Annotated in this window: 20 protein-coding genes and 1 pseudogene; 19 read left to right on the top strand and 2 right to left on the bottom strand. The window is 32.6% G+C overall.

The window, feature by feature from the left end; genetic code table 11:
* The 15 genes and pseudogenes from AC15TD_RS11405 to AC15TD_RS11335 all read left to right on the top strand — a co-directional run.
* A pseudogene (locus AC15TD_RS11405) lies at positions 1-242 on the top strand (4Fe-4S dicluster domain-containing protein); the annotation flags it as partial.
* The gene (gene nrfD, locus AC15TD_RS11400; RefSeq protein ID WP_484452275.1) at positions 239-1,555 is read left to right on the top strand and encodes an NrfD/PsrC family molybdoenzyme membrane anchor subunit; all 1,317 of its coding nucleotides are present in this window, start codon (positions 239-241) and stop codon (positions 1,553-1,555) included. The pseudogene AC15TD_RS11405 and the gene nrfD (AC15TD_RS11400), both read left to right, overlap by 4 nt.
* Positions 1,552-2,427: a hypothetical protein gene (locus AC15TD_RS11395; protein WP_484452274.1), complete on the top strand. Its 876-nt coding sequence runs from the start codon at positions 1,552-1,554 to the stop codon at positions 2,425-2,427. The genes nrfD (AC15TD_RS11400) and AC15TD_RS11395 overlap by 4 nt, the downstream gene beginning before the upstream one ends.
* A 4-nt stretch (positions 2,428-2,431) precedes the next feature.
* A complete protein-coding gene (locus AC15TD_RS11390; protein WP_484452273.1) occupies positions 2,432-2,830 on the top strand; it encodes a c-type cytochrome in 399 nt (132 codons plus the stop codon).
* 70 nt (positions 2,831-2,900) lie between these two features.
* A complete protein-coding gene (locus AC15TD_RS11385; protein ID WP_484452272.1) occupies positions 2,901-3,644 on the top strand; it encodes a c-type cytochrome in 744 nt (247 codons plus the stop codon).
* A gap of 271 nt (positions 3,645-3,915) precedes the next feature.
* On the top strand, positions 3,916-4,830 hold the full coding sequence (locus AC15TD_RS11380; RefSeq protein WP_331629680.1) for a 4Fe-4S dicluster domain-containing protein: 915 nt from the start codon (positions 3,916-3,918) through the stop codon (positions 4,828-4,830).
* Positions 4,827-6,182, top strand: a complete 1,356-nt coding sequence (nrfD, locus tag AC15TD_RS11375; protein WP_484452271.1) for an NrfD/PsrC family molybdoenzyme membrane anchor subunit — start codon at positions 4,827-4,829, stop codon at positions 6,180-6,182. The genes AC15TD_RS11380 and nrfD (AC15TD_RS11375) overlap by 4 nt, the downstream gene beginning before the upstream one ends.
* Positions 6,169-6,753, top strand: a complete 585-nt coding sequence (locus AC15TD_RS11370) for a hypothetical protein (protein WP_484452270.1) — start codon at positions 6,169-6,171, stop codon at positions 6,751-6,753. The genes nrfD (AC15TD_RS11375) and AC15TD_RS11370 overlap by 14 nt, the downstream gene beginning before the upstream one ends.
* A 19-nt stretch (positions 6,754-6,772) precedes the next feature.
* Positions 6,773-7,186, top strand: a complete 414-nt coding sequence (locus AC15TD_RS11365) for a c-type cytochrome (protein WP_484452269.1) — start codon at positions 6,773-6,775, stop codon at positions 7,184-7,186.
* 200 nt (positions 7,187-7,386) lie between these two features.
* Positions 7,387-8,604 carry a glutamyl-tRNA reductase gene (gene hemA / locus AC15TD_RS11360; protein ID WP_484452268.1) on the top strand — a complete coding sequence of 406 codons (1,218 nt, stop codon included), beginning with the start codon at positions 7,387-7,389 and terminating at the stop codon, positions 8,602-8,604.
* A 69-nt stretch (positions 8,605-8,673) separates the two neighbouring features.
* Positions 8,674-9,732 carry a lactonase family protein gene (locus AC15TD_RS11355; RefSeq protein ID WP_484452267.1) on the top strand — a complete coding sequence of 353 codons (1,059 nt, stop codon included), beginning with the start codon at positions 8,674-8,676 and terminating at the stop codon, positions 9,730-9,732.
* A gap of 119 nt (positions 9,733-9,851) precedes the next feature.
* Entirely contained in the window at positions 9,852-10,490 is a 639-nt protein-coding gene (locus tag AC15TD_RS11350; RefSeq protein WP_484452266.1) for a 30S ribosomal protein S16, read from the top strand.
* 62 nt (positions 10,491-10,552) lie between these two features.
* Positions 10,553-11,077 carry a ribosome maturation factor RimM gene (gene rimM / locus AC15TD_RS11345; RefSeq protein WP_484452265.1) on the top strand — a complete coding sequence of 175 codons (525 nt, stop codon included), beginning with the start codon at positions 10,553-10,555 and terminating at the stop codon, positions 11,075-11,077.
* A 59-nt stretch (positions 11,078-11,136) separates the two neighbouring features.
* Positions 11,137-11,487, top strand: a complete 351-nt coding sequence (locus AC15TD_RS11340) for a four helix bundle protein (protein WP_484452264.1) — start codon at positions 11,137-11,139, stop codon at positions 11,485-11,487.
* Positions 11,488-11,577: 90 nt separating this feature from the next.
* Complete coding sequence (locus tag AC15TD_RS11335) at positions 11,578-12,261, top strand: tRNA1(Val) (adenine(37)-N6)-methyltransferase (RefSeq protein WP_484452263.1); 684 nt, start codon at positions 11,578-11,580, stop codon at positions 12,259-12,261.
* Between the two features lies 1 nt (position 12,262).
* On the opposite strand, the gene AC15TD_RS11330 is transcribed toward AC15TD_RS11335, so the two are convergent.
* Both AC15TD_RS11330 and AC15TD_RS11325 read right to left on the bottom strand, forming a co-directional pair.
* Positions 12,263-13,141 (bottom strand): dimethylarginine dimethylaminohydrolase family protein, encoded by an 879-nt coding sequence (locus AC15TD_RS11330; RefSeq protein WP_484452262.1) that lies wholly within the window; start codon positions 13,139-13,141, stop codon positions 12,263-12,265.
* 2 nt (positions 13,142-13,143) lie between these two features.
* Complete coding sequence (locus tag AC15TD_RS11325; RefSeq protein WP_484452261.1) at positions 13,144-14,448, bottom strand: amino acid permease; 1,305 nt, start codon at positions 14,446-14,448, stop codon at positions 13,144-13,146.
* A 75-nt stretch (positions 14,449-14,523) separates the two neighbouring features.
* Here AC15TD_RS11325 and AC15TD_RS11320 point away from each other — a divergent pair, with 75 nt between their 5' ends.
* The 4 genes from AC15TD_RS11320 to AC15TD_RS11305 all read left to right on the top strand — a co-directional run bounded on the left by AC15TD_RS11320 (position 14,524) and on the right by AC15TD_RS11305 (position 18,545).
* Positions 14,524-15,612, top strand: a complete 1,089-nt coding sequence (locus AC15TD_RS11320) for an SRPBCC family protein (protein WP_484452260.1) — start codon at positions 14,524-14,526, stop codon at positions 15,610-15,612.
* Positions 15,613-15,743: 131 nt separating this feature from the next.
* Positions 15,744-16,922 (top strand): acyl-CoA dehydrogenase family protein, encoded by a 1,179-nt coding sequence (locus AC15TD_RS11315; RefSeq protein WP_484452259.1) that lies wholly within the window; start codon positions 15,744-15,746, stop codon positions 16,920-16,922.
* A gap of 96 nt (positions 16,923-17,018) precedes the next feature.
* The gene (locus tag AC15TD_RS11310; RefSeq protein WP_484452258.1) at positions 17,019-17,783 is read left to right on the top strand and encodes an SGNH/GDSL hydrolase family protein; all 765 of its coding nucleotides are present in this window, start codon (positions 17,019-17,021) and stop codon (positions 17,781-17,783) included.
* An 18-nt stretch (positions 17,784-17,801) separates the two neighbouring features.
* Positions 17,802-18,545 (top strand): SGNH/GDSL hydrolase family protein, encoded by a 744-nt coding sequence (locus AC15TD_RS11305; RefSeq protein ID WP_484452257.1) that lies wholly within the window; start codon positions 17,802-17,804, stop codon positions 18,543-18,545.
* The last annotated feature ends 40 nt before the right edge of the window (positions 18,546-18,585 follow it).

Raw genomic sequence — 18,585 nt, 5'->3', positions numbered from 1 at the left:
CTGCTTGCCCAAATGGTGTATTTTACTTTGGTGACAAATATGAAGACACCGTTACAAACGGCGAAGAAACCTTGAGATTAAGCAAATTATTAGAGGATAAAGCAGGCTACAGATTATTAGAAGAACTGGGGACTGCACCAAGTGTATATTATCTGCCTCCGGTTAACAGATTGGTTGACTTTGAAGATGGTCTAGAAAATTATAAAGAATTTGAATCCGTAGAAAAACCTGCCGAATCATGAAAAATTATGATACACTACTAGAAGATTTAGAGCCAAAAAAGTTTGGTAAGCGAGGTACTATCTGGACATTATTTTTATCGGTGATTGTTATCGCCGGACTTATAGCCTATATAGATCAGGTTATAAAAGGACAGGTTGTAACGAACATGCGCGATTATGCCCTTTGGGGAATATATATTTCGAATTTTGTTTTTTTTGTTGCCACAAGTTTTGTTGGTTCAGTAACAGTCGCCATTTTACGATTAACCAACAATAACTGGAGAACACCGTTAGTTAGAATAGCTGAAATTATTAGTTTAGCAGCCATTGTTATGGCCGGTATTACTATTATGATAGACATGGGCAGACCAGACAGATTACTAAATCTATTTATATATGCCAGACTGCAATCTCCTATAACCTGGGATGTTATTATTGTTCCTACTTCTATTGCTTTAAGTTTTTTGTTATTGTATTTTCCATTACTCCCTGATTTAGCGATTCTTAAAAAACATTATAGTAAAACAAAACCAAAACTTAGTAATTGGTATGGAAAATTAGCATTAAACTGGACTGGAAGCCCTGCACAAAAATTAATTCAGGCGAAATCCATAAAAATTATTGCGATTTTGATTATTCCGGTTGGTATTATATTACAAACCATTGATGCCTGGTTATTTTCAACAACATACAGAATTGGTTGGGACAGCACAAACATGGGGGCCTATTTTATATCTGGAGCCTTTGTAGCTGGAGTTGGAGCGCTCATTGCTGTGGTTTATGTGATTAGACGAGTTAGAAAACTGGAAAACTATATTTCGGATTATCATTTTGACAAAATGGGTAAGTTTTTGGGATTAGCTTGTTTAACCTATTTATACTTCAATATTAATGAATATTTGCTCCCGATTTTTACGGCTCCTGTTGAAGAAGACATTCATTTAAATGCCCTAGTATCTGGTGAATATGCGTTTTTATTTTGGTTTGCACAAATAGTTGGACTGCTTTTACCACTTTTAATAGTGTTATTTAAAAACGGAAGAAAACCATTTCCTATGTTTGTAGTTGGAATGATGGTTGTTGTAGGCTCTTGGTGGAAACGATATGTAATTGTGACACCAACTTTACTACATCCATTTTTACCTATTGAAGGGGTTCCGGAATCTTGGCATCATTATTTTCCAAGCATTCATGAATGGTTAATTACAGCAGCAACCTTAGCTATGTGTATGTTAATTATCACCTTTTTAGTTAGATTTTTACCTGTAATTCCAATTCAAAGAACAGCTGAGGAGCGAGACATGTTAAAAAATACTAAAAATACTGAATCATGAAAATAAATTATAACATACGTTTCATTTTTCTAGCAATGATAATGGTTCTAGCCAGTGGTTCTATACTAAAAGTTAACGCTCAGGAGGTTAAAAAAAGCAGGGTTAGAATTAAGGCCGATTATGTGAAAACCATGAATAAAGAGGTTACTTTCAAAATTAAAGCTACCTCTAAAGTTGATAACCAAAATGTTGATGTGACCAATATTCCAATTATAGTTTCTAATGAATACGATGATAACGAAGTTGAATTAGGGTCAATAATCACAAACATGGATGGTTCCGGTAAATTTGTCATAAAAGATTATAATCTTATAAAACCAGACTCTTCCGGTCTGTATACTGTAAATTTTTCATTTAAAGGAAATGATACCTTTAAACGTGCCTCAAAAAGTGTGAGCTATAAAGATGCTTCTATAGAAGCCAAAATTATTGTTATTGATAGTGTTCATTATATAACAGCCACCTTAAAAGACACCGCCAAAGACAGTTTACTTAGTGATCAACTTTTAAACGTGCACGTACAACGATTATTCAGAAATTTAAGAATTGGTGAAGAATTTAATAGTACGGATGAACATGGCACCATTATTGTGCCTATAGAAGAAGGAATACCTGGTGTTGATGGTAATTTAACTTTTGAAGTTGTTCTTTTAGAAAATGACGACTATGGCACTGTAAAAACCTTAGTTACTGCACCTCTTGGCGTACCAATTGTTGATCAATCAACATTTGATGACAGAAAAATGTGGTCTCCAAGAAATAAAACACCTATATTTTTGTTAATTTTTCCAAATTTAGTCATATTTGGAATGTGGGCTTTTATTATTTATCTATTTATTAATTTAATTAAAATATCAAAATCTAAAATTTAAAAAAATGAAAACAGTTAAAATTTTTACCATTGTGGGAATAGTTTCCTTTATTTTCTTTTCTTTCACAACTATTATTCAGGATAAATGGGTTGTACCTGCAAAATATGTTACTATGAAAAACCCAGTACCTGCCAAAACTGATGCGGCTATTGGAAAATCGTTATATGATAAACATTGCAAGTCTTGCCATGGTAAAGAAGGATACGGAGACGGACCTAAAGCCGATGGTTTAGAAGGAAATTTAGGAGATTTTTCAACAGCAGAATACCATAAACAAACGGACGGTGAGTTATTTTATAAAACTACCTTTGGAAGAGATGATATGCCTGAGTTTGCAAAAAAATTACCAGATGATGAAGACCGTTGGTTAATAGTAAACTATATGAGAACTTTAAAAGAATAACGTATTGAATTGATATAATCTTAAAAAAACCGAACCTTTTGTTCGGTTTTTTTTGCTTTAAACACAAACCATGAAAAAAACATTAATACTGGGAACACTGCTATTAGCATTTGTTGTTTACAATTGTAAAAATAAAGAACCACAACCCAAAGAAATAGTGGTTCCTCAAAAAACAAATACCATAGTTTTAGAAGAAACAGACACGAACGTTCAGGTAAGTCCTATTAAAAAAGAATTTGAAAAAAATGAACCTGAAGTGATTACGCTTACAAAAAACACAGCAGAAGTAAGTAAAACTATACCTGTCCCTGTAAAAGTTGAAACTACAACTAAAATAGTTACTAACCCCGTTATAGAAACGGAAACGGAGGAAACAAAGAACATACCTGTTACAACAAAAACTGAAACTAAGACTGAGGTCATAATGGATGCCCCTGTTGAATCAAAAACGGAACCTAAAGTCATAGAAGCACCTACAACTGCTAACTCAAAAAATTGGAAAGTACCATCCAAATATGTAACCATAAAAAATCCTATACCGCCAAAACAAGACGCTGCTATTGGAAAATCATTATATGATAAACATTGTAAATCTTGCCATGGTAAAGAAGGATACGGAGACGGATCAAAAGCCGATGGTTTAAAAGGTGATTTAGGAGATTTTTCAACAGCCGAATTCCATAAACAAACAGACGGTGAATTATTCTACAAAACGACTTTTGGACGCGATGATATGCCAGAGTTTTCAAAAAAATTAACAGATGATGAAGACCGTTGGTTAATTGTAAACTACATGAGAACTTTAAAAGAATAACTTTTTAAAATAGCATAATATTAAAAAACCGGACCTTTGTTCGGTTTTTTTTATGCCTGATTAAAAAATAATACACAAACATGACATAAGTCATTAAATATGTGATAATTAGAATTTATCTTTAGACAAAGACGAGTTAAAGACCAAAATGTAAGTGCGAAAATATTGCCCCATTTGTTAATTTTTTTATTCTTATTTTAGAAAGAGGGCGTGAAACTTCTTTCGTTTTAGATTTTATTATTTTTTAACATATATTCATAATAATAATCACATGAAAAAAGAACCTTCTAAAACAGATTCCAGAAGAGATTTTTTGAAAAATATTTCAAAAGGAAGTCTGATTGCTGTCTCGGGGCTAGCTTTTAATTCACTGGCATCATGCAAAGACACTTCCAAAGAAAAAACTACTTTATTAACCACTGACGGTAAATTAGTACAAGTTCCAAACTCAGAAATTGAGACTATGGAACATTTACATCATGCCGCACCACCCATGGAATCTCGACAAGGTATTCCTGGCAAAAAATGGGTTATGGTTGTGGATTTAGGAAAATGCAAAAATGCTAGAAAATGTGTACAATCATGTGATAAACATCACAACTTAACTCCAGACAGGCCTTACATTAAGGTTCTAGAGATGAGAGATAACGAAAAGTCATCTCCATATTGGATGCCAAAAAAATGTTTTCATTGTGACAATCCTCCATGTGTAAAAGTTTGTCCTGTAGGGGCTACTTATAAGAGATCAGATGGAATCGTTCTCATAGATAATGAACGTTGTATTGGCTGCCGCTTTTGTATGGCTGCCTGTCCTTATTCTGCAAGAGTCTTTAATTGGGGAGATCCACCTGAAGGTAAATTAGAACTCCCATATTCACCTGAAACCAGTCTTCCAAGTAAAAAAGGAACTGTTGCCAAATGTGATTTTTGTCCAGATATGCTTCGAGATAACAAACTTCCACATTGTATCACTTCCTGTCCAAATGGTGTCATTTATTTTGGAGATGAAAATGATGATACCGTTACAAATGGTGAAGAAACTGTAAGGTTAAGCAATCTTTTGCGAGACAAAGCAGGATATAGATATATGGAAGAATTAGGAACAAAACCACGGGTTTATTATTTGCCTCCAGTAAATAGACTTTTCCCTTTTGAAAAGAACAATGAAGAAAATAGTGAATCATGAAAGCAACAGTACAAAAAGAGCAAGTATATAGAACTAAAAGAGGCCAAGCCTTATTGAGTCATACAGTTAATACCTCCTTGAAATATAAGTTATGGGTTGCTTTTCTAATCCTCATAATTTGTATAGGCGGATATGCTTATTATAGACAGTTAAAATTTGGACTTATTGTTACAGCAATGAGAGATTATACATCTTGGGGTATATATATATCCAATTTTGTGTTTTTTGTAGCCATAAGTTTAGTGGGGTCATTAATCAGTTCCATTTTGAAACTAAATAAAAATAATTGGTCAAGACCTTTAACAAGAGTATCTGAAATAATCGCTGTTTCAGCAATTATTTGTGCTGTAGTAATAATTATAGTTGACATGGGGCGCCCAGATCGTTTCTTCTATGTTATCATGCATTTAAGAATCCAATCACCTATTATTTGGGATGTTATTATTATTTCAACATATTTAGTTATTAGTCTTTTATTACTCTACCTCTCTTTATTACCAGATATCGCGCTTTGTCGTGATCGTTTAACAGCCATCCCAAAGTGGAAAAAAAAGATGTACCGAATTATGGCAATCAATTGGAGCAATCATCCCAAACAAATAAAGATGCACCATAAAATAACTATAATATTAGCGATTTCAGTATTACCCGTTGCATTTGCAATCCATACAGTTACATCGTGGTTATTTGCCACAACTTGGCGACCAGGCTGGGATAGCACAAATTTGGGACCATATTTTGTATCGGGGGCTTTTATGGCAGGCGCAGCTGTAATTATTGTTGCAATGTACCTAATTAGAATCCATTTAAAACTCAAAGATTATATCACAGAGATGCATTTTGAAAAAATGGGTAGGCTTTTAGTATTATTATCACTAGTTTATCTTTACTTTAATATTAATGAGTACTTAGGCCCAGCGTTTAAAATGGTTGGTGTTGAAGGTGAACATATCACAGAATTATTTACAGGAAAGTATGCCCCAATGTACTGGTTTGTACAAATAGGGGGACTCATTTTACCTATAGTTTTATTGATCTTCAAACCATTTCGTAAACCTTTACCAATTTTTATAATATCCATACTTGTTGTTTTAGGAGCATGGTTTAAACGGTTTTTAATTGTTATCCCATCGCTTCAACATCCTTATTTACCAATCCAAAATGTAGACGAATCTTATTTACATTACAATCCTACTTGGGAGGAATGGGCTATCACCATGTCCTCTTTTGCATGGTTTTTGTTAATCATTACAGTGTTGATTAAATTATTTCCAGTAATACCAATTCTTAAGGAAAAACTTAAACCTGAAACAGTCGTTAAACTAAATGTCTTTAAAAATGAGAATCAATAATTATTTAAATAGATTTGTTTCTAAGCTCTTAATCCTTTTGAGTTTAATAGCTTTCATTAGCTCAAGTGTATATGGACAAGATTCTATGGAGGATGCTATTTTAACTGTTTCTTTCTCTGAAGATAATGACACTAAAATTATTACAACAAAAGCAGCTGATCAATCTGGGATACCGATTGAGGACCTTGAATTATATTATTTTGTTAAAAGAACCTTCAGCTTATTACCTATTGGAGATCCTTTTAATTCCACCGATGAAAATGGAATAATAGAAGTAAAGTTTCCTAATGACTTACCAGGTGACACAGAAGGAAATGTGATTATTGTTGTAAAAATACTTGAATCAGACTTATATAATGATCAAACACTTGAAGTTTCCAAAAACTGGGGAATACCTACAGTAATAGAAGATCCTAAAACTGAAAAAAGATCGTTATGGGCTGCAGCGGCTAATGCGCCAATAAGTTTAATTGTCATTGTTACCTCAATGATCATTGCAGTCTGGTATATTATATTTTATATAATTTTCAAACTATATAAAATCAGTAGAATTAAACCATTAACTAATTAGTAATCTAAATTCAATCATTATGAAAAATCTATTTTTTACTTTAATCGCTATTCTTGTTGGAAGTTTTACTTTAATATCGATGATCTCTAGCAATTCCATCCTTCAAGATCCTTGGGAAGCACCAGCCAAATACGTTAAAATGGAAAATCCTTTTGCCAATGCTGCAGACGATGATAATATTGGTCGCGTACTATATTCAAAACATTGCAAATCATGTCACGGCACTAAGGGAAAAGGAGATGGCACAAAAGCTGAAAGTATAGACACACCCGTACCAGATTTCACCAATCCATCATTTAGTAAGCAAACCGATGGTTCTTTATATTACAAAACATTTATTGGTAGAGACGATATGCCAAGTTTTGAAAAGAAAATAACTGAAACTGAAGATCAATGGCTGCTAGTAAATTATATTAAAAGCTTATCAAAATAATAGTTAATAAATTATCAAAAAACCTTACCTAATGGTGAGGTTTTTTGTTATACTTCACTTTATAAATAAAACCTTCTATTTGTAACATATGTTACAAAACATGATAATTGTCATTATCTATCTAAGGTTGTGTTAGTACCTTTGAAAACAGATTACATTTTAACCACCATTTTTTTGAGGATATTATAGTTAAACTATTTATGGAAAAATCATTACGCTACATAAGTATTTCACATAAAACAGCAGCTACTGTTCAACGAGAAAAATATCATATTTCTGAAGAAGAAAAAGAACATTTAACCAAGCTTATTAATGATAATTACACGGATGTGTCAGGTTTATTAATTTTGGCTACTTGTAACAGAACAGAAGTTTATTTTGAATCTGTTGAAACACCTGCCAGCAAGCTTCTCCAGTTTTTTATCAATTATAAATCAATAGAAAACACAAAAGAAGAAAACGCATTATTCAATTATAGCGATGCCACTTCTAATACAGTAAAACATCTTTTAGAAGTTTCTTCTGGTTTAGAATCTATGGTGTTTGGCGATGCAGAGATAATTCATCAAATAAAAAAAGCGCACCAGTTTTCAATGAAACATAAATTACAGGGTTCTTTACTGGAGCGTGCTTTACAAGCTGTATTTAAAACTCACAAACGTATTAGTAATGAAACTGATTTTAGAGACGGCACAACTTCCGTTGCCTACAAATCATTAAAGGTAATTAGACAAACCTTTGATAAAGCTTCTGTGAAGTCTAAAAAAATATTATTTGTTGGTGCTGGTGATATTGTAAAACAATTATTTAAATACAATTCAAAATTCAACTTCAACAATATATGTATAAGTAACCGAAGTGAAGAAAAAGCCATTATTCTTGCCGAAAACAATCAATGCAAAACATATCCATGGGCTAATGTGATTGCTAACAACTTTGATGATTTTGACGTGATTATTAGCGCTGCAAGTAATTGCCCTAATTTGATTAAAAAAATAGCAAATTCAAATAAAAAAATATTACTGATTGATTTAGCAGTACCATGCAATATAGATAAAAAACTAGTCGACAAAAACAATGTTATATTTCATGATTTAGATTCTATTTCCGTTGAGCTTAAAGAAACAAAAGAACACAGGTTAACGGCAATTGGCGATGTTGATTCTATTATTAATGAAGAAATAAAATCTTATATCGAATGGCTGGAAGGTGCACCCCTAAGAGCGCTTCTGGCAGAATTAAAAATTAAAGTAAGTAAAAAAGTTACATCTCATTTTGAAACAAATTTAAAAGACTCAAGCATTAAAGAAGTCACGAATCAAGTTATGAAAAATTTGATGACAAAACGTAAAACATCAATATCTGTAGATAATATGGATGACTTAATTTCTAATGAAATTTCAGCATTAAATTTTTAAAAAGTTCTCCCTAAGAATTTTTATTTAAATAGTTTAAAAGTCATACTTTAGAGTATTAAAATATTCAAGATGAATTTTAAACTATTTTTTTTATGCCTTATGTTAAGTCTATATAATTGCAAAGCTCAAACAATCCCATTATATATTGGCACATATACTGATGGCAATAGTGAGGGTATTTATAGATTACAATTTAATTTGACAACAGGCGAATTAAGCAATCTGCAATTTGCCGTATCTTCAGAAAGCCCCTCATTTATAGCATATTCACGAAACAAAAAATATTTATATGCCGTAAACGAAAGTAGCGGAACGGTTTCTTCTTTTAAAGTTCAAGAAAACGGACTGCTAAAATTATTAAATAAAGTAAGTAGTAATGGGGATTGGCCTTGTCATATTTCATTAAACAAAACAAGTAACAGAGCAGTTGTATCGAATTATGGTGGTGGTTCTGCTTCTATTTACAGTATCTCAAGAGACGGTAAACTCAAGGAAGCATCACAAGTTTTTAAATACAATACTTCAGACCAAAAATCACACGCACATTCAGCTCAATTTTTTAACGATGAACTCTTTGTTTCAGATTTAGGCATGAATGCTTTATATCAGTACAAATTAAAGAACAACAACTATGAACTGGTTTCTCCAGCTATTGTAAAGATATCAGGTAATTTGGGACCAAGGCATTTTGTTTTAACACGAAACGGTCAATTTATCTATATTATAAACGAATATGGAAGTTCAGTAACCACAGTAAAAAAAACAGAGCATGGTTTTGAACAGATTGATTATGATTCTACATTAGATGACGATTATAAAGGAGATAATTCTTGTGCTGATATCCATTTATCCAAAAATGAACTATACGTGTACGCCTCAAACAGAGGCGAAAATACCATTGCCGTTTTTAAAAGAAATAAATTAGATGGTACTATAGAAAAAATTCAAACCATGTCGGTTCACGGGGATTGGCCAAGAAACTTTACGCTTGATCCATCTGGAAAATTTCTACTAGTCGCCAATAAAAAAAGCGATAATATCTCTATTTTTAAAATAAATTCTAAAACCGGCATGCTATCCTTTTTAAACTCAGTTAAGGCACCAAATCCCTCATGTTTACTATTCTAAAACTACCCCTTTTAAAGTCTATAATTCATTATAAAATAATGTGTTGTAAATTAAAAAAATGTAGTATCTTTGCGCTCTTATTAATAACCGAGGTCGAGAACCTCAAATAATTAATTATTATGCCAGTAAAAATTAGATTACAAAGACACGGTAAAAAAGGGAAACCTTACTATTGGATTGTTGCAGCCGATGCACGTTCAAAGAGAGATGGTAAATACTTAGAAAAATTAGGTGCTTACAATCCAAACACAAATCCAGCAACTATTGAATTAGACGTTGATGGTGCAGTAACATGGTTACAAAATGGTGCTCAGCCTACAGATACGGCAAAAGCCATTTTATCTTACAAAGGAGCCTTATTAAAAAACCATCTTGCAGGTGGTGTTAGAAAAGGTGCCTTAACTGAAGAGCAAGCTGAAGCAAAATTTAACGCTTGGTTAGAAGATAAAAATTCAAAAGTTGGTGCTAAATCTGATAGTTTAGCAAAAGCTGAAGCTGAAGCAAAAGCAAAAGCATTAGAAGCTGAAAAAGCTGTTAATGAAGCTAGAGCTGCTGCTGCGGTAGTTGAAGAAGAAGTAGCTGAAGAGGCTGCAACCGAAGAAACGGAAGCTGTAGTAGAAGAAACTGCTGAGGAAGTAGCTGAAGAAGCTGCAACCGAAGAAAAAACTGAAGCTGTTGTGGAAGAAACTGCCGAGGAAGTTGTTGAAAAGACTACAGAACCTGTAGCTAAAGATGCTCCTAAAGCAAAAGAAGAATAAAAATATAATTTTTTATACTTTTAAACTCCGATACTTTTATCGGAGTTTTTTATTTTAAGAATATGAAGATTGAAGATTGCTTTTATCTAGGTAAAATTGTAAGAAAATATAGTTTTAATGGTGAACTACTTATAAAGTTAGATACAGACCAACCAGAACTATATGAAAACTTAGACGCTGTTTTTATTGATTACAGAAATACGTTTATCCCTTTTTTTATTGAAAGTTCTCAACTACATAAATCTGATTTATTACGAGTTCAGTTTGAGGATGTCACCACAGAAGCCGATGCAGATAGTTTAATAAAAAGTGATGTATATCTACCTTTAGAATTTTTACCAAAACTTGAAGGTAATAAGTTCTATTTTCATGAAATTATAGGGTTTACCATTAAAGATGAAAATTATGGATCCGTTGGAACCATAACAGGGGTAAACGATTCAACAGCTCAAGCCTTATTTGAAATTGAAAAAGATGGAAAAGAAATTTTAATTCCTATTAATGATGCGTTTATTGTTAAGGTTGACCGGAAGAAAAAAACAATTATTGTCAATACACCAGAAGGGTTGATTGATTTATATTTATAAAAATTCCAATTTTAAAAATAACAAATTCCAAAGCTTAAGCACCCGATTTTAATTTATTCATGGCAAATAAGAAAATATATGATTTAGAAAAACGCAGTTACTTATTTGCAAAAAATTGCAGATTAGCAATTCAATTGCTTCCAAAAACCTTATCAAATATTGAAGATGGCAAACAATTAATTCGTTCATCTGGATCAATTGCTGCAAATTATATTGAAGCTAATGAAAAACTCGGAGAAAAAGACTTTAAATTCCGACTGAAAATTGCTAGAAAAGAAGCAAAAGAAACGGTACTTTGGTTAAAGCTTTTAAAAGATTTAAATGATAGTTTTAATAACGAATTAGAGGCGCTCTTAAATGAAGCAGAAGAATTACGTAAAATTTTATCTGCAATAATCAATAAATCCTAAACCCATTTGGATTTTGGAATTTAAAATTTGGAATTTATTGTGAAACCATTCAAATTTAAACAATTCGAAATACAGCAAGATCGTTGTGCTATGAAAATAGGTACCGATGCTGTTTTACTTGGCGCTTGGACTTCTATAGAAAAAAAACCGTTTTCAATTTTAGATATTGGCGCTGGTACTGGCATTATTTCACTTATGCTAGCACAACGCAGCCATGCAGAACTCATTGATGCTATTGAAATTGATGATAATGCTTTTGAGCAATGTGTCAATAATTTCGAAAATGCTCCTTGGAGTGACCGTTTGTTTTGCTATCATGCCTCATTAGAAGAATTTATTGAAGAGATTGAAGATACATACAATCTAATTGTATCCAATCCGCCATTCTATTCCGAAGATTATAAAACCGATAATTCACAACGGGATATCGCCCGATTTTCGGACGCTTTACCATTTAAACATTTATTAAAAAGTGTATCTCGATTACTGGCTGAAGACGGTATTTTTTCTGTTATTATTCCTTACAAAGAAGAACCAAACTTTATATTTCTAGCTTCAAAATTTAATTTATTTCCCAACAGAGTGCTTCATGTAAAAGGCAATCCAACTTCTGAAATTAAACGAAGCCTTTTAGAATTTTCCTTCCGCGAAACCTGTGCTGAGCAAGGTCGAAGTTGTGATATAAAAACAGAGGAACTCATTATTGAAACTTCCAGACATGCGTACACTCAAGACTACATCAATCTTACTAAATATTTTTATTTGAAAATGTAAGTTATAAGACTCTTAACAGAGGTCTTGTTAAACATGTTGGTCCACCTCCACCTTTCACACTAATATTATTTCCACTATAAGTTTCTACAGTACATCCAGAAGCTTCCATTCTTTTTTTAGTTATATCATTCCCGTCAACCATCATGCAATGCCTAGGAGCCATAGCAAGAACATTACACCCCATAGTCTCAAATTCTTCTTCAGGAACTTCAATAAGTTCAAATCCTCTACGTAATAATTCATTCCTAAATTTAATAGGCATCAAAGGAGAATATACAACAGCAAGATTTTTATCAACTGGACTCAAAATCGACATCAAATGAAACACATCTTTTTTTCCTTTATAGTGCGGTAAATCAACAACAATAACAGAAATACCCTTTGGCTCCAATAATGCTTTTAATTGCTTGATTCCATCTTCATTCGTGCGGTAGGTATGTCCTACAGCCAGGGTGTGTTTATCTAACCAGGCAACATCCCCACCTTCAATTGTTCCTGGGGCTTCAATTTTTCCTAAAATTTTGATCTTTTTATTTTTAAAAAATTGTTCATGAGCGTCTGGCTCTAGAGCTCTTCCCACTTTTCCCATTCTGCAAATAATCATCCCAAAATCAGAAGCTATAGAGGCATCTCTGCAATACATTGAATCTATTGAAATCAATTCGTTTATGGAAAAGTGTTCTATATTAATATTATGGTTCTTTAATTTATTCTCAAAAACTTCATATTCTTCGGTGGCCTTTTTAAAATCTGGCAAGGATAAATAATTTAATTCTTGCCATTCATTTTCTAACTTATTACTCGAAATAAAGGCATGTTCAACAGGTTTAATAAATACTGAAACTAATTTCAAATATTCTGAATGACTTGTCGTATTCATATCTATTTTGCTTTAATCCATTTCATGTAAATATATACAGGAATACCAAGTAGCAATAGTAAAAACCCATAATAAACGGTATCACTTCCTGATCCATAGATTGCCCACAATGAATAACCAAAACCAAACGTAGCTAAGACAAATGTTTTTACCCAGTTTTGTGGATGAATTTTTTTCTCTATTATAATTAAGGCATAAGCAGCAGCAGAAAAAAGATAAGGCACTAATGCTACAAATACGGTGAGCTGAACAATAAATTCAAATTGATCAACCAATCCATCAGAAAAACTCATCAACATGACCGCAGAAGATAAGACACCGCCAATGATAAAACCTAAAACTGGAGCTCCCTTTTTATTTTCTCTTTCAAAAAAACTAGGAAATAAATTGTCTTTTGCAGTCGACATAGAAATTTGTCCCGTAATTAAAATCCAACCATTTAAAACGCCTAAACCTGATACTATGACGCCAACAGCAACAAAGTATCCTCCATAATCTCCCCCAATAATTTTTGCAGCTTCAGCAAAAGGCGCAGGTGATTTTTGTAAAATATCTAAAGGTAATATACCAAATAAAACCACTGTTCCAAGAATGTAAAGAATTGTTACAATTATGGTTCCTATCATGGTCGCTCTAGGAATTGTTTTCTCAGGGTTTTCAATATTACCTGCAGGAATTGTGGCAGATTCAATACCTAAAAAAGCAAATAATGTTAAAGTAGCTACTGAAGAAAAAGTGGAGAAATCACTTTCCGAAGTTAGATTAAAAGAAGGCAAATTATTAATGTCAAAAAAGAAAACTCCTATAATAATTATAAAAATAATTGGCATTATTTTAATTACGGTTGTAATCAGCTGAATTTTTCCTGATTCCTTTATTCCCAAAGAATTAATCCATGTAAAAAACCATATCAGAATTAATCCCAAGCTAACCGATAAATAAGAGTTTGTTGCTAGTTCTGGAATAAAAAAGCTAGCGGCTCCAATAATTGCAATTGCAATAGTTCCATTGGCTACCCAACAAGCTATCCAATAACCCCAAGCCACTAAGAATGCCGTAAAATCACCAAAGCCTTCCCTTGTATAAACATATGGCCCTCCACTTTTACTAACAACCATTTTACTTAAATTACTAAATATTTTCGCCAAGATTAATGCGCCCGTAGCAGTAAATACCCAGCCTAGAAGACTTATACTACCGTAGTTTGACAATACTGCAGGTAATACAAATATTCCAACTCCAATCATATTTCCTATTACAAGTGAGGTTGCAGTTAATAGCCCAATTTTTTGTGTTTTTTCGGTCATTTAATTAAATTTAAAAGAGCTAAGAATTAATATGTAAATTAGAAGGCGCTTAAATATACAATTATAATAGTATCAATGTCATATAATTTTTACATCCATCCCGATATTTCTAAAGCAGAAACACTTCCTGCTTCATTTTATAGAGATCACAATTTATTTGAAACTATTAAGGAGAAAATATTTCTTAAATCCTGGCAATGGATTGGTGATGAGACATTAGTGTCTTTAAAACAATCAACGCATCCATTCGTATTGCTGGATGGCTTTCTTAATGAACCCATGTTATTAACAAAAAATACTGGAAATGACATTGCGTGTTTGACAAACGTATGCACGCATCGAGGAAACTTAATATCTTTAAAACCTGAGGTTTCCAAACAACTAAAGTGCAGCTATCATGGCAGGCGATTTAATTTAAATGGCAAGTTTGAATATATGCCTGAATTTGAAAAAACTCAAGATTTCCCTCGCACTTGTGATAATTTGCATACGTTTCCCTTAAAAAAATGGGGGCCATTGTTGTTTGCTGGTCTTAATCCTTCTTTTGATTTTCAACAGGTTATTGATAAGATGAATGAGCGAATAGGGTTTCTCCCTTTGAATGAATTTATTTTAGATTCGTCCTTAAATAGAGACTTTACGGTTGATGCCCATTGGGCATTATATTGTGATAATTATTTAGAAGGTTTTCATGTGCCTTTTGTTCATAAAGACTTAAATGCTGTATTGGATTACGGACGATATAAAACAGAAATTTATGAGTATTGTAATCTGCAAATTGGATTTACAAAAGATTCACAAAACGTTTTTAATTTACCTGAAGACCATGCAGATTACGGGAAAAATGTCGCCGCCTATTACTACTGGGTTTTCCCAAATATGATGTTCAATTTTTATCCTTGGGGACTTTCAATAAATATTGTTCAACCCATAAATATTAAGAAAACAAAAGTCTCTTTTATATCATACGTATATAATGCTGATCAATTAAATAAAGGAGCCGGTAGTGCGTTGGATAAAGTAGAACAGGAAGATGAAGAAATCGTTGAAAATGTACAAAAAGGGGTACATTCATCATTTTATAAAGCAGGTCGTTTTTCTCCAACAAAAGAGCAAGGTGTACATCATTTTCACCGTTTACTTACAGAATTTTTGAAAGTATAATTTCTTTAATTATTTCCTTATTTAGTAATACAAAATCAACTTACTTTGGCTAAATTTGATATCTGTTACGGATTTAATAAAAAAAGACTCCATAATCTTAGAATTATGCAGTCAGTATAAAACATATTAGAATGAAACCAGATTTATTTGAAGCACCAGATTACTATAATTTAGATGAACTCTTAACAGAAGAGCATAAATTAGTTCGGGATGCGGCTCGCGAATGGGTAAAACGTGAAGTATCTCCTATTATTGAAGAGTATGCCCAAAAAGCAGAATTTCCTAAACAAATAATTAATGGTTTGGCAGAAATAGGCGCCTTTGGCCCTTATATACCTATGGAATATGGTGGTGCTGGTTTAGACCAAATTTCATATGGATTGATAATGCAAGAAATTGAACGTGGTGATTCGGGTGTTAGAAGCACAGCTTCGGTTCAATCGTCGTTAGTGATGTATCCGATTTGGAAATATGGCAATGAAGCGCAACGACAAAAATATCTACCAAAATTAGCAAGTGGTGAATGGATGGGATGCTTTGGATTAACTGAACCAGATCATGGAAGTAATCCTAGTGGCATGACCACAAATTTTAAAGATAAAGGTAATCATTATCTTCTCAATGGTGCTAAAATGTGGATTTCTAATGCGCCTTTTGCACAAGTCGCTATAGTATGGGCTAAAAATGAAGAAGGTCGTATTCATGGGTTGATTGTAGAACGCGGTATGGAAGGATTTTCAACACCTGAAACACACAATAAATGGTCATTAAGAGCTAGTGCTACCGGAGAGCTTATTTTTGATAATGTTAAAGTTCCTAAAGAAAATTTACTACCCAATAAATCTGGCTTAGGTGCTCCGCTTGGCTGTTTAGATTCTGCCAGATATGGCATTGCTTGGGGTGCTATTGGTGCAGCGATGGATTGTTATGATACCGCGTTGAGATACAGCAAAGAACGCATGCAGTTTGGCAAACCTATAGGACAATTTCAATTACAACAAAAAAAGTTAGCAGAAATGATTACCGAAATTACCAAAGCACAATTATTAACATGGCGTTTAGGAACTTTGCGTAATGAAGGAAAAGCAACATCGGCACAAATTTCAATGGCCAAACGTAATAATGTGGATATGGCTATACATATAGCTCGTGAAGCCAGACAAATGTTAGGAGGCATGGGAATTACTGGCGAATACAGTATTATGCGTCATTCTATGAATTTAGAAAGCGTGATTACTTATGAAGGTACTCACGATATTCATTTGCTTATTACAGGGTTAGACATCACAGGTTTAAATGCATTTAAGTAAAATTTTATAATTTATAATTAAAGTGCTTCTTTTAGTTAAGAGCACTTTTTTTTGCAAAAAACTTAAGAATAGATAATTATGTATATTTATAGAAAAATGAAAAAGATATTTTACTTAATAATCTACTGCTTAATCCTAAGTTGCTGCAGCACAAATGCGGCGGTACAAGAACCTGAAATAGAAAAAGAAGTTAAAATAGATATTCCAGAAGAAACAGGCGACACTTCAGGAACAGACCAAAATACGAGCACACAAGATACCTACAAAATACTAGCTTTGGGAGATAGCTATACCATCGGGCAAAGTGTATGCGAAACTTGTAGATTTCCAGAACAATTAAAAGAAGCATTAATTTCAGAATTTGATTCAGACAAAACATTTGAATTAAAAATTATTGCTAGAACTGGATGGACGACTACTAACTTAATTAATGCTATAAATTCAGAAAACTTAACTAATAATTTTGATTTGGTAACGCTTTTAATTGGTGTCAACAATCAATATCAAAACAAAGATTTTTCTATTTATGAAAGTGAATTTCCGCAACTTGTGAATATGGCAATTACTAAAGCAAAAGGAGATTTAAACAATCTTATTGTAGTATCTATACCAGATTATGCCTATACACCTTTTGGCAATAGTGATGAAACTATTTCAAATGAGTTAGATCGCTATAATGCGTTCGCCAACAACTATTGTGTCTCAAAAAACATAAACTTTATACCGATTACAGACATCACCAGAATGGGCTTAGACAATCCTGAATTAGTAGCCACAGACAATTTACACCCATCTGAATTAGCTTATACAAAATTTGTGGAACGCATACTTCCTTTTGCTATTCAAAAACTTAAAAATTAATATCTTTATAGAAAAAAGATGAAAAAGAATGTATATGTACTTATATGTTGCTTAATACTAAATTACAACTGTAGCACCGAAAGAGGCTCAATTGACGATTATTCAAAACCAATTAACATTGGTTTTGACCCTTCAGTTAATGGCCCTGAGATTCAAGGAGATTATAACCTTTTAGCATTAGGAGATAGCTATACAATAGGTCAAAGCGTCTGTCAAACGTGCCGTTTTCCCGAACAATTAAAAGATAGTCTTAAATTAAAATTTGATTCCGAAATCAGTATTAGTTTAAAAATTATAGCGCAAACAGGATGGCCAACTGGCAGCTTAATAAGTGCTATTCAAACCGATAATCCATCGACATATTACGATTTAGTAACACTTTTAATTGGAGTAAATAATGAATATCAAAACAGACCATTTTCAGTGTATGAAAAGGAATTTCCCGAACTAGTAAACACGGCTATTTCCAAGGGAGAAGGGAACAAAAATAATGTTATTGTTATTTCTATACCTGATTATGCCTTTACACCTTTTGGCAATGGAAACCCTAATATTTCTGAAAGAATCGATGAATATAATTATTTTGCAGAAAAGTACTGTATTGAAAATGATATTACGTTCATTAACATTACAGATATTACAAGGATGGGATTAGATAATCCGGTATTAGTAGCCACAGACAATTTACACCCATCTGAATTAGCTTATACAAAATTTGTGGAACGCATACTTCCTTTTGCTATTCAAAAACTTAAAAATTAATGTGATAACATTTTAAAAAAGCGTTTCAAATTGAAACACT

It is taken from the genome of Yeosuana sp. (genome assembly GCF_057126245.1).
This window is presented reverse-complemented; position numbering and strand designations above follow the sequence as displayed.

Bases quoted from the DNA above. Each gene is read 5' to 3' on its own strand.
- hemA (WP_484452268.1), top strand. From the start codon at position 7,387: ATGGAAAAATCATTACGCTACATAAGTATTTCACATAAAACAGCAGCT.
- AC15TD_RS11390 (WP_484452273.1), top strand. From the start codon at position 2,432: ATGAAAACAGTTAAAATTTTTACCATTGTGGGAATAGTTTCCTTTATT.
- rimM (WP_484452265.1), top strand. From the start codon at position 10,553: ATGAAGATTGAAGATTGCTTTTATCTAGGTAAAATTGTAAGAAAATAT.
- AC15TD_RS11395 (WP_484452274.1), top strand. From the start codon at position 1,552: ATGAAAATAAATTATAACATACGTTTCATTTTTCTAGCAATGATAATG.
- AC15TD_RS11310 (WP_484452258.1), top strand. From the start codon at position 17,019: ATGAAAAAGATATTTTACTTAATAATCTACTGCTTAATCCTAAGTTGC.
- AC15TD_RS11350 (WP_484452266.1), top strand. From the start codon at position 9,852: ATGCCAGTAAAAATTAGATTACAAAGACACGGTAAAAAAGGGAAACCT.
- AC15TD_RS11355 (WP_484452267.1), top strand. From the start codon at position 8,674: ATGAATTTTAAACTATTTTTTTTATGCCTTATGTTAAGTCTATATAAT.
- AC15TD_RS11365 (WP_484452269.1), top strand. From the start codon at position 6,773: ATGAAAAATCTATTTTTTACTTTAATCGCTATTCTTGTTGGAAGTTTT.
- AC15TD_RS11330 (WP_484452262.1), bottom strand. From the start codon at position 13,141: ATGAATACGACAAGTCATTCAGAATATTTGAAATTAGTTTCAGTATTT.
- AC15TD_RS11385 (WP_484452272.1), top strand. From the start codon at position 2,901: ATGAAAAAAACATTAATACTGGGAACACTGCTATTAGCATTTGTTGTT.
- AC15TD_RS11335 (WP_484452263.1), top strand. From the start codon at position 11,578: ATGAAAATAGGTACCGATGCTGTTTTACTTGGCGCTTGGACTTCTATA.
- AC15TD_RS11305 (WP_484452257.1), top strand. From the start codon at position 17,802: ATGAAAAAGAATGTATATGTACTTATATGTTGCTTAATACTAAATTAC.
- nrfD (WP_484452275.1), top strand. From the start codon at position 239: ATGAAAAATTATGATACACTACTAGAAGATTTAGAGCCAAAAAAGTTT.
- AC15TD_RS11370 (WP_484452270.1), top strand. From the start codon at position 6,169: ATGAGAATCAATAATTATTTAAATAGATTTGTTTCTAAGCTCTTAATC.
- AC15TD_RS11325 (WP_484452261.1), bottom strand. From the start codon at position 14,448: ATGACCGAAAAAACACAAAAAATTGGGCTATTAACTGCAACCTCACTT.
- AC15TD_RS11380 (WP_331629680.1), top strand. From the start codon at position 3,916: ATGAAAAAAGAACCTTCTAAAACAGATTCCAGAAGAGATTTTTTGAAA.
- AC15TD_RS11340 (WP_484452264.1), top strand. From the start codon at position 11,137: ATGGCAAATAAGAAAATATATGATTTAGAAAAACGCAGTTACTTATTT.
- AC15TD_RS11320 (WP_484452260.1), top strand. From the start codon at position 14,524: ATGTCATATAATTTTTACATCCATCCCGATATTTCTAAAGCAGAAACA.
- AC15TD_RS11315 (WP_484452259.1), top strand. From the start codon at position 15,744: ATGAAACCAGATTTATTTGAAGCACCAGATTACTATAATTTAGATGAA.
- nrfD (WP_484452271.1), top strand. From the start codon at position 4,827: ATGAAAGCAACAGTACAAAAAGAGCAAGTATATAGAACTAAAAGAGGC.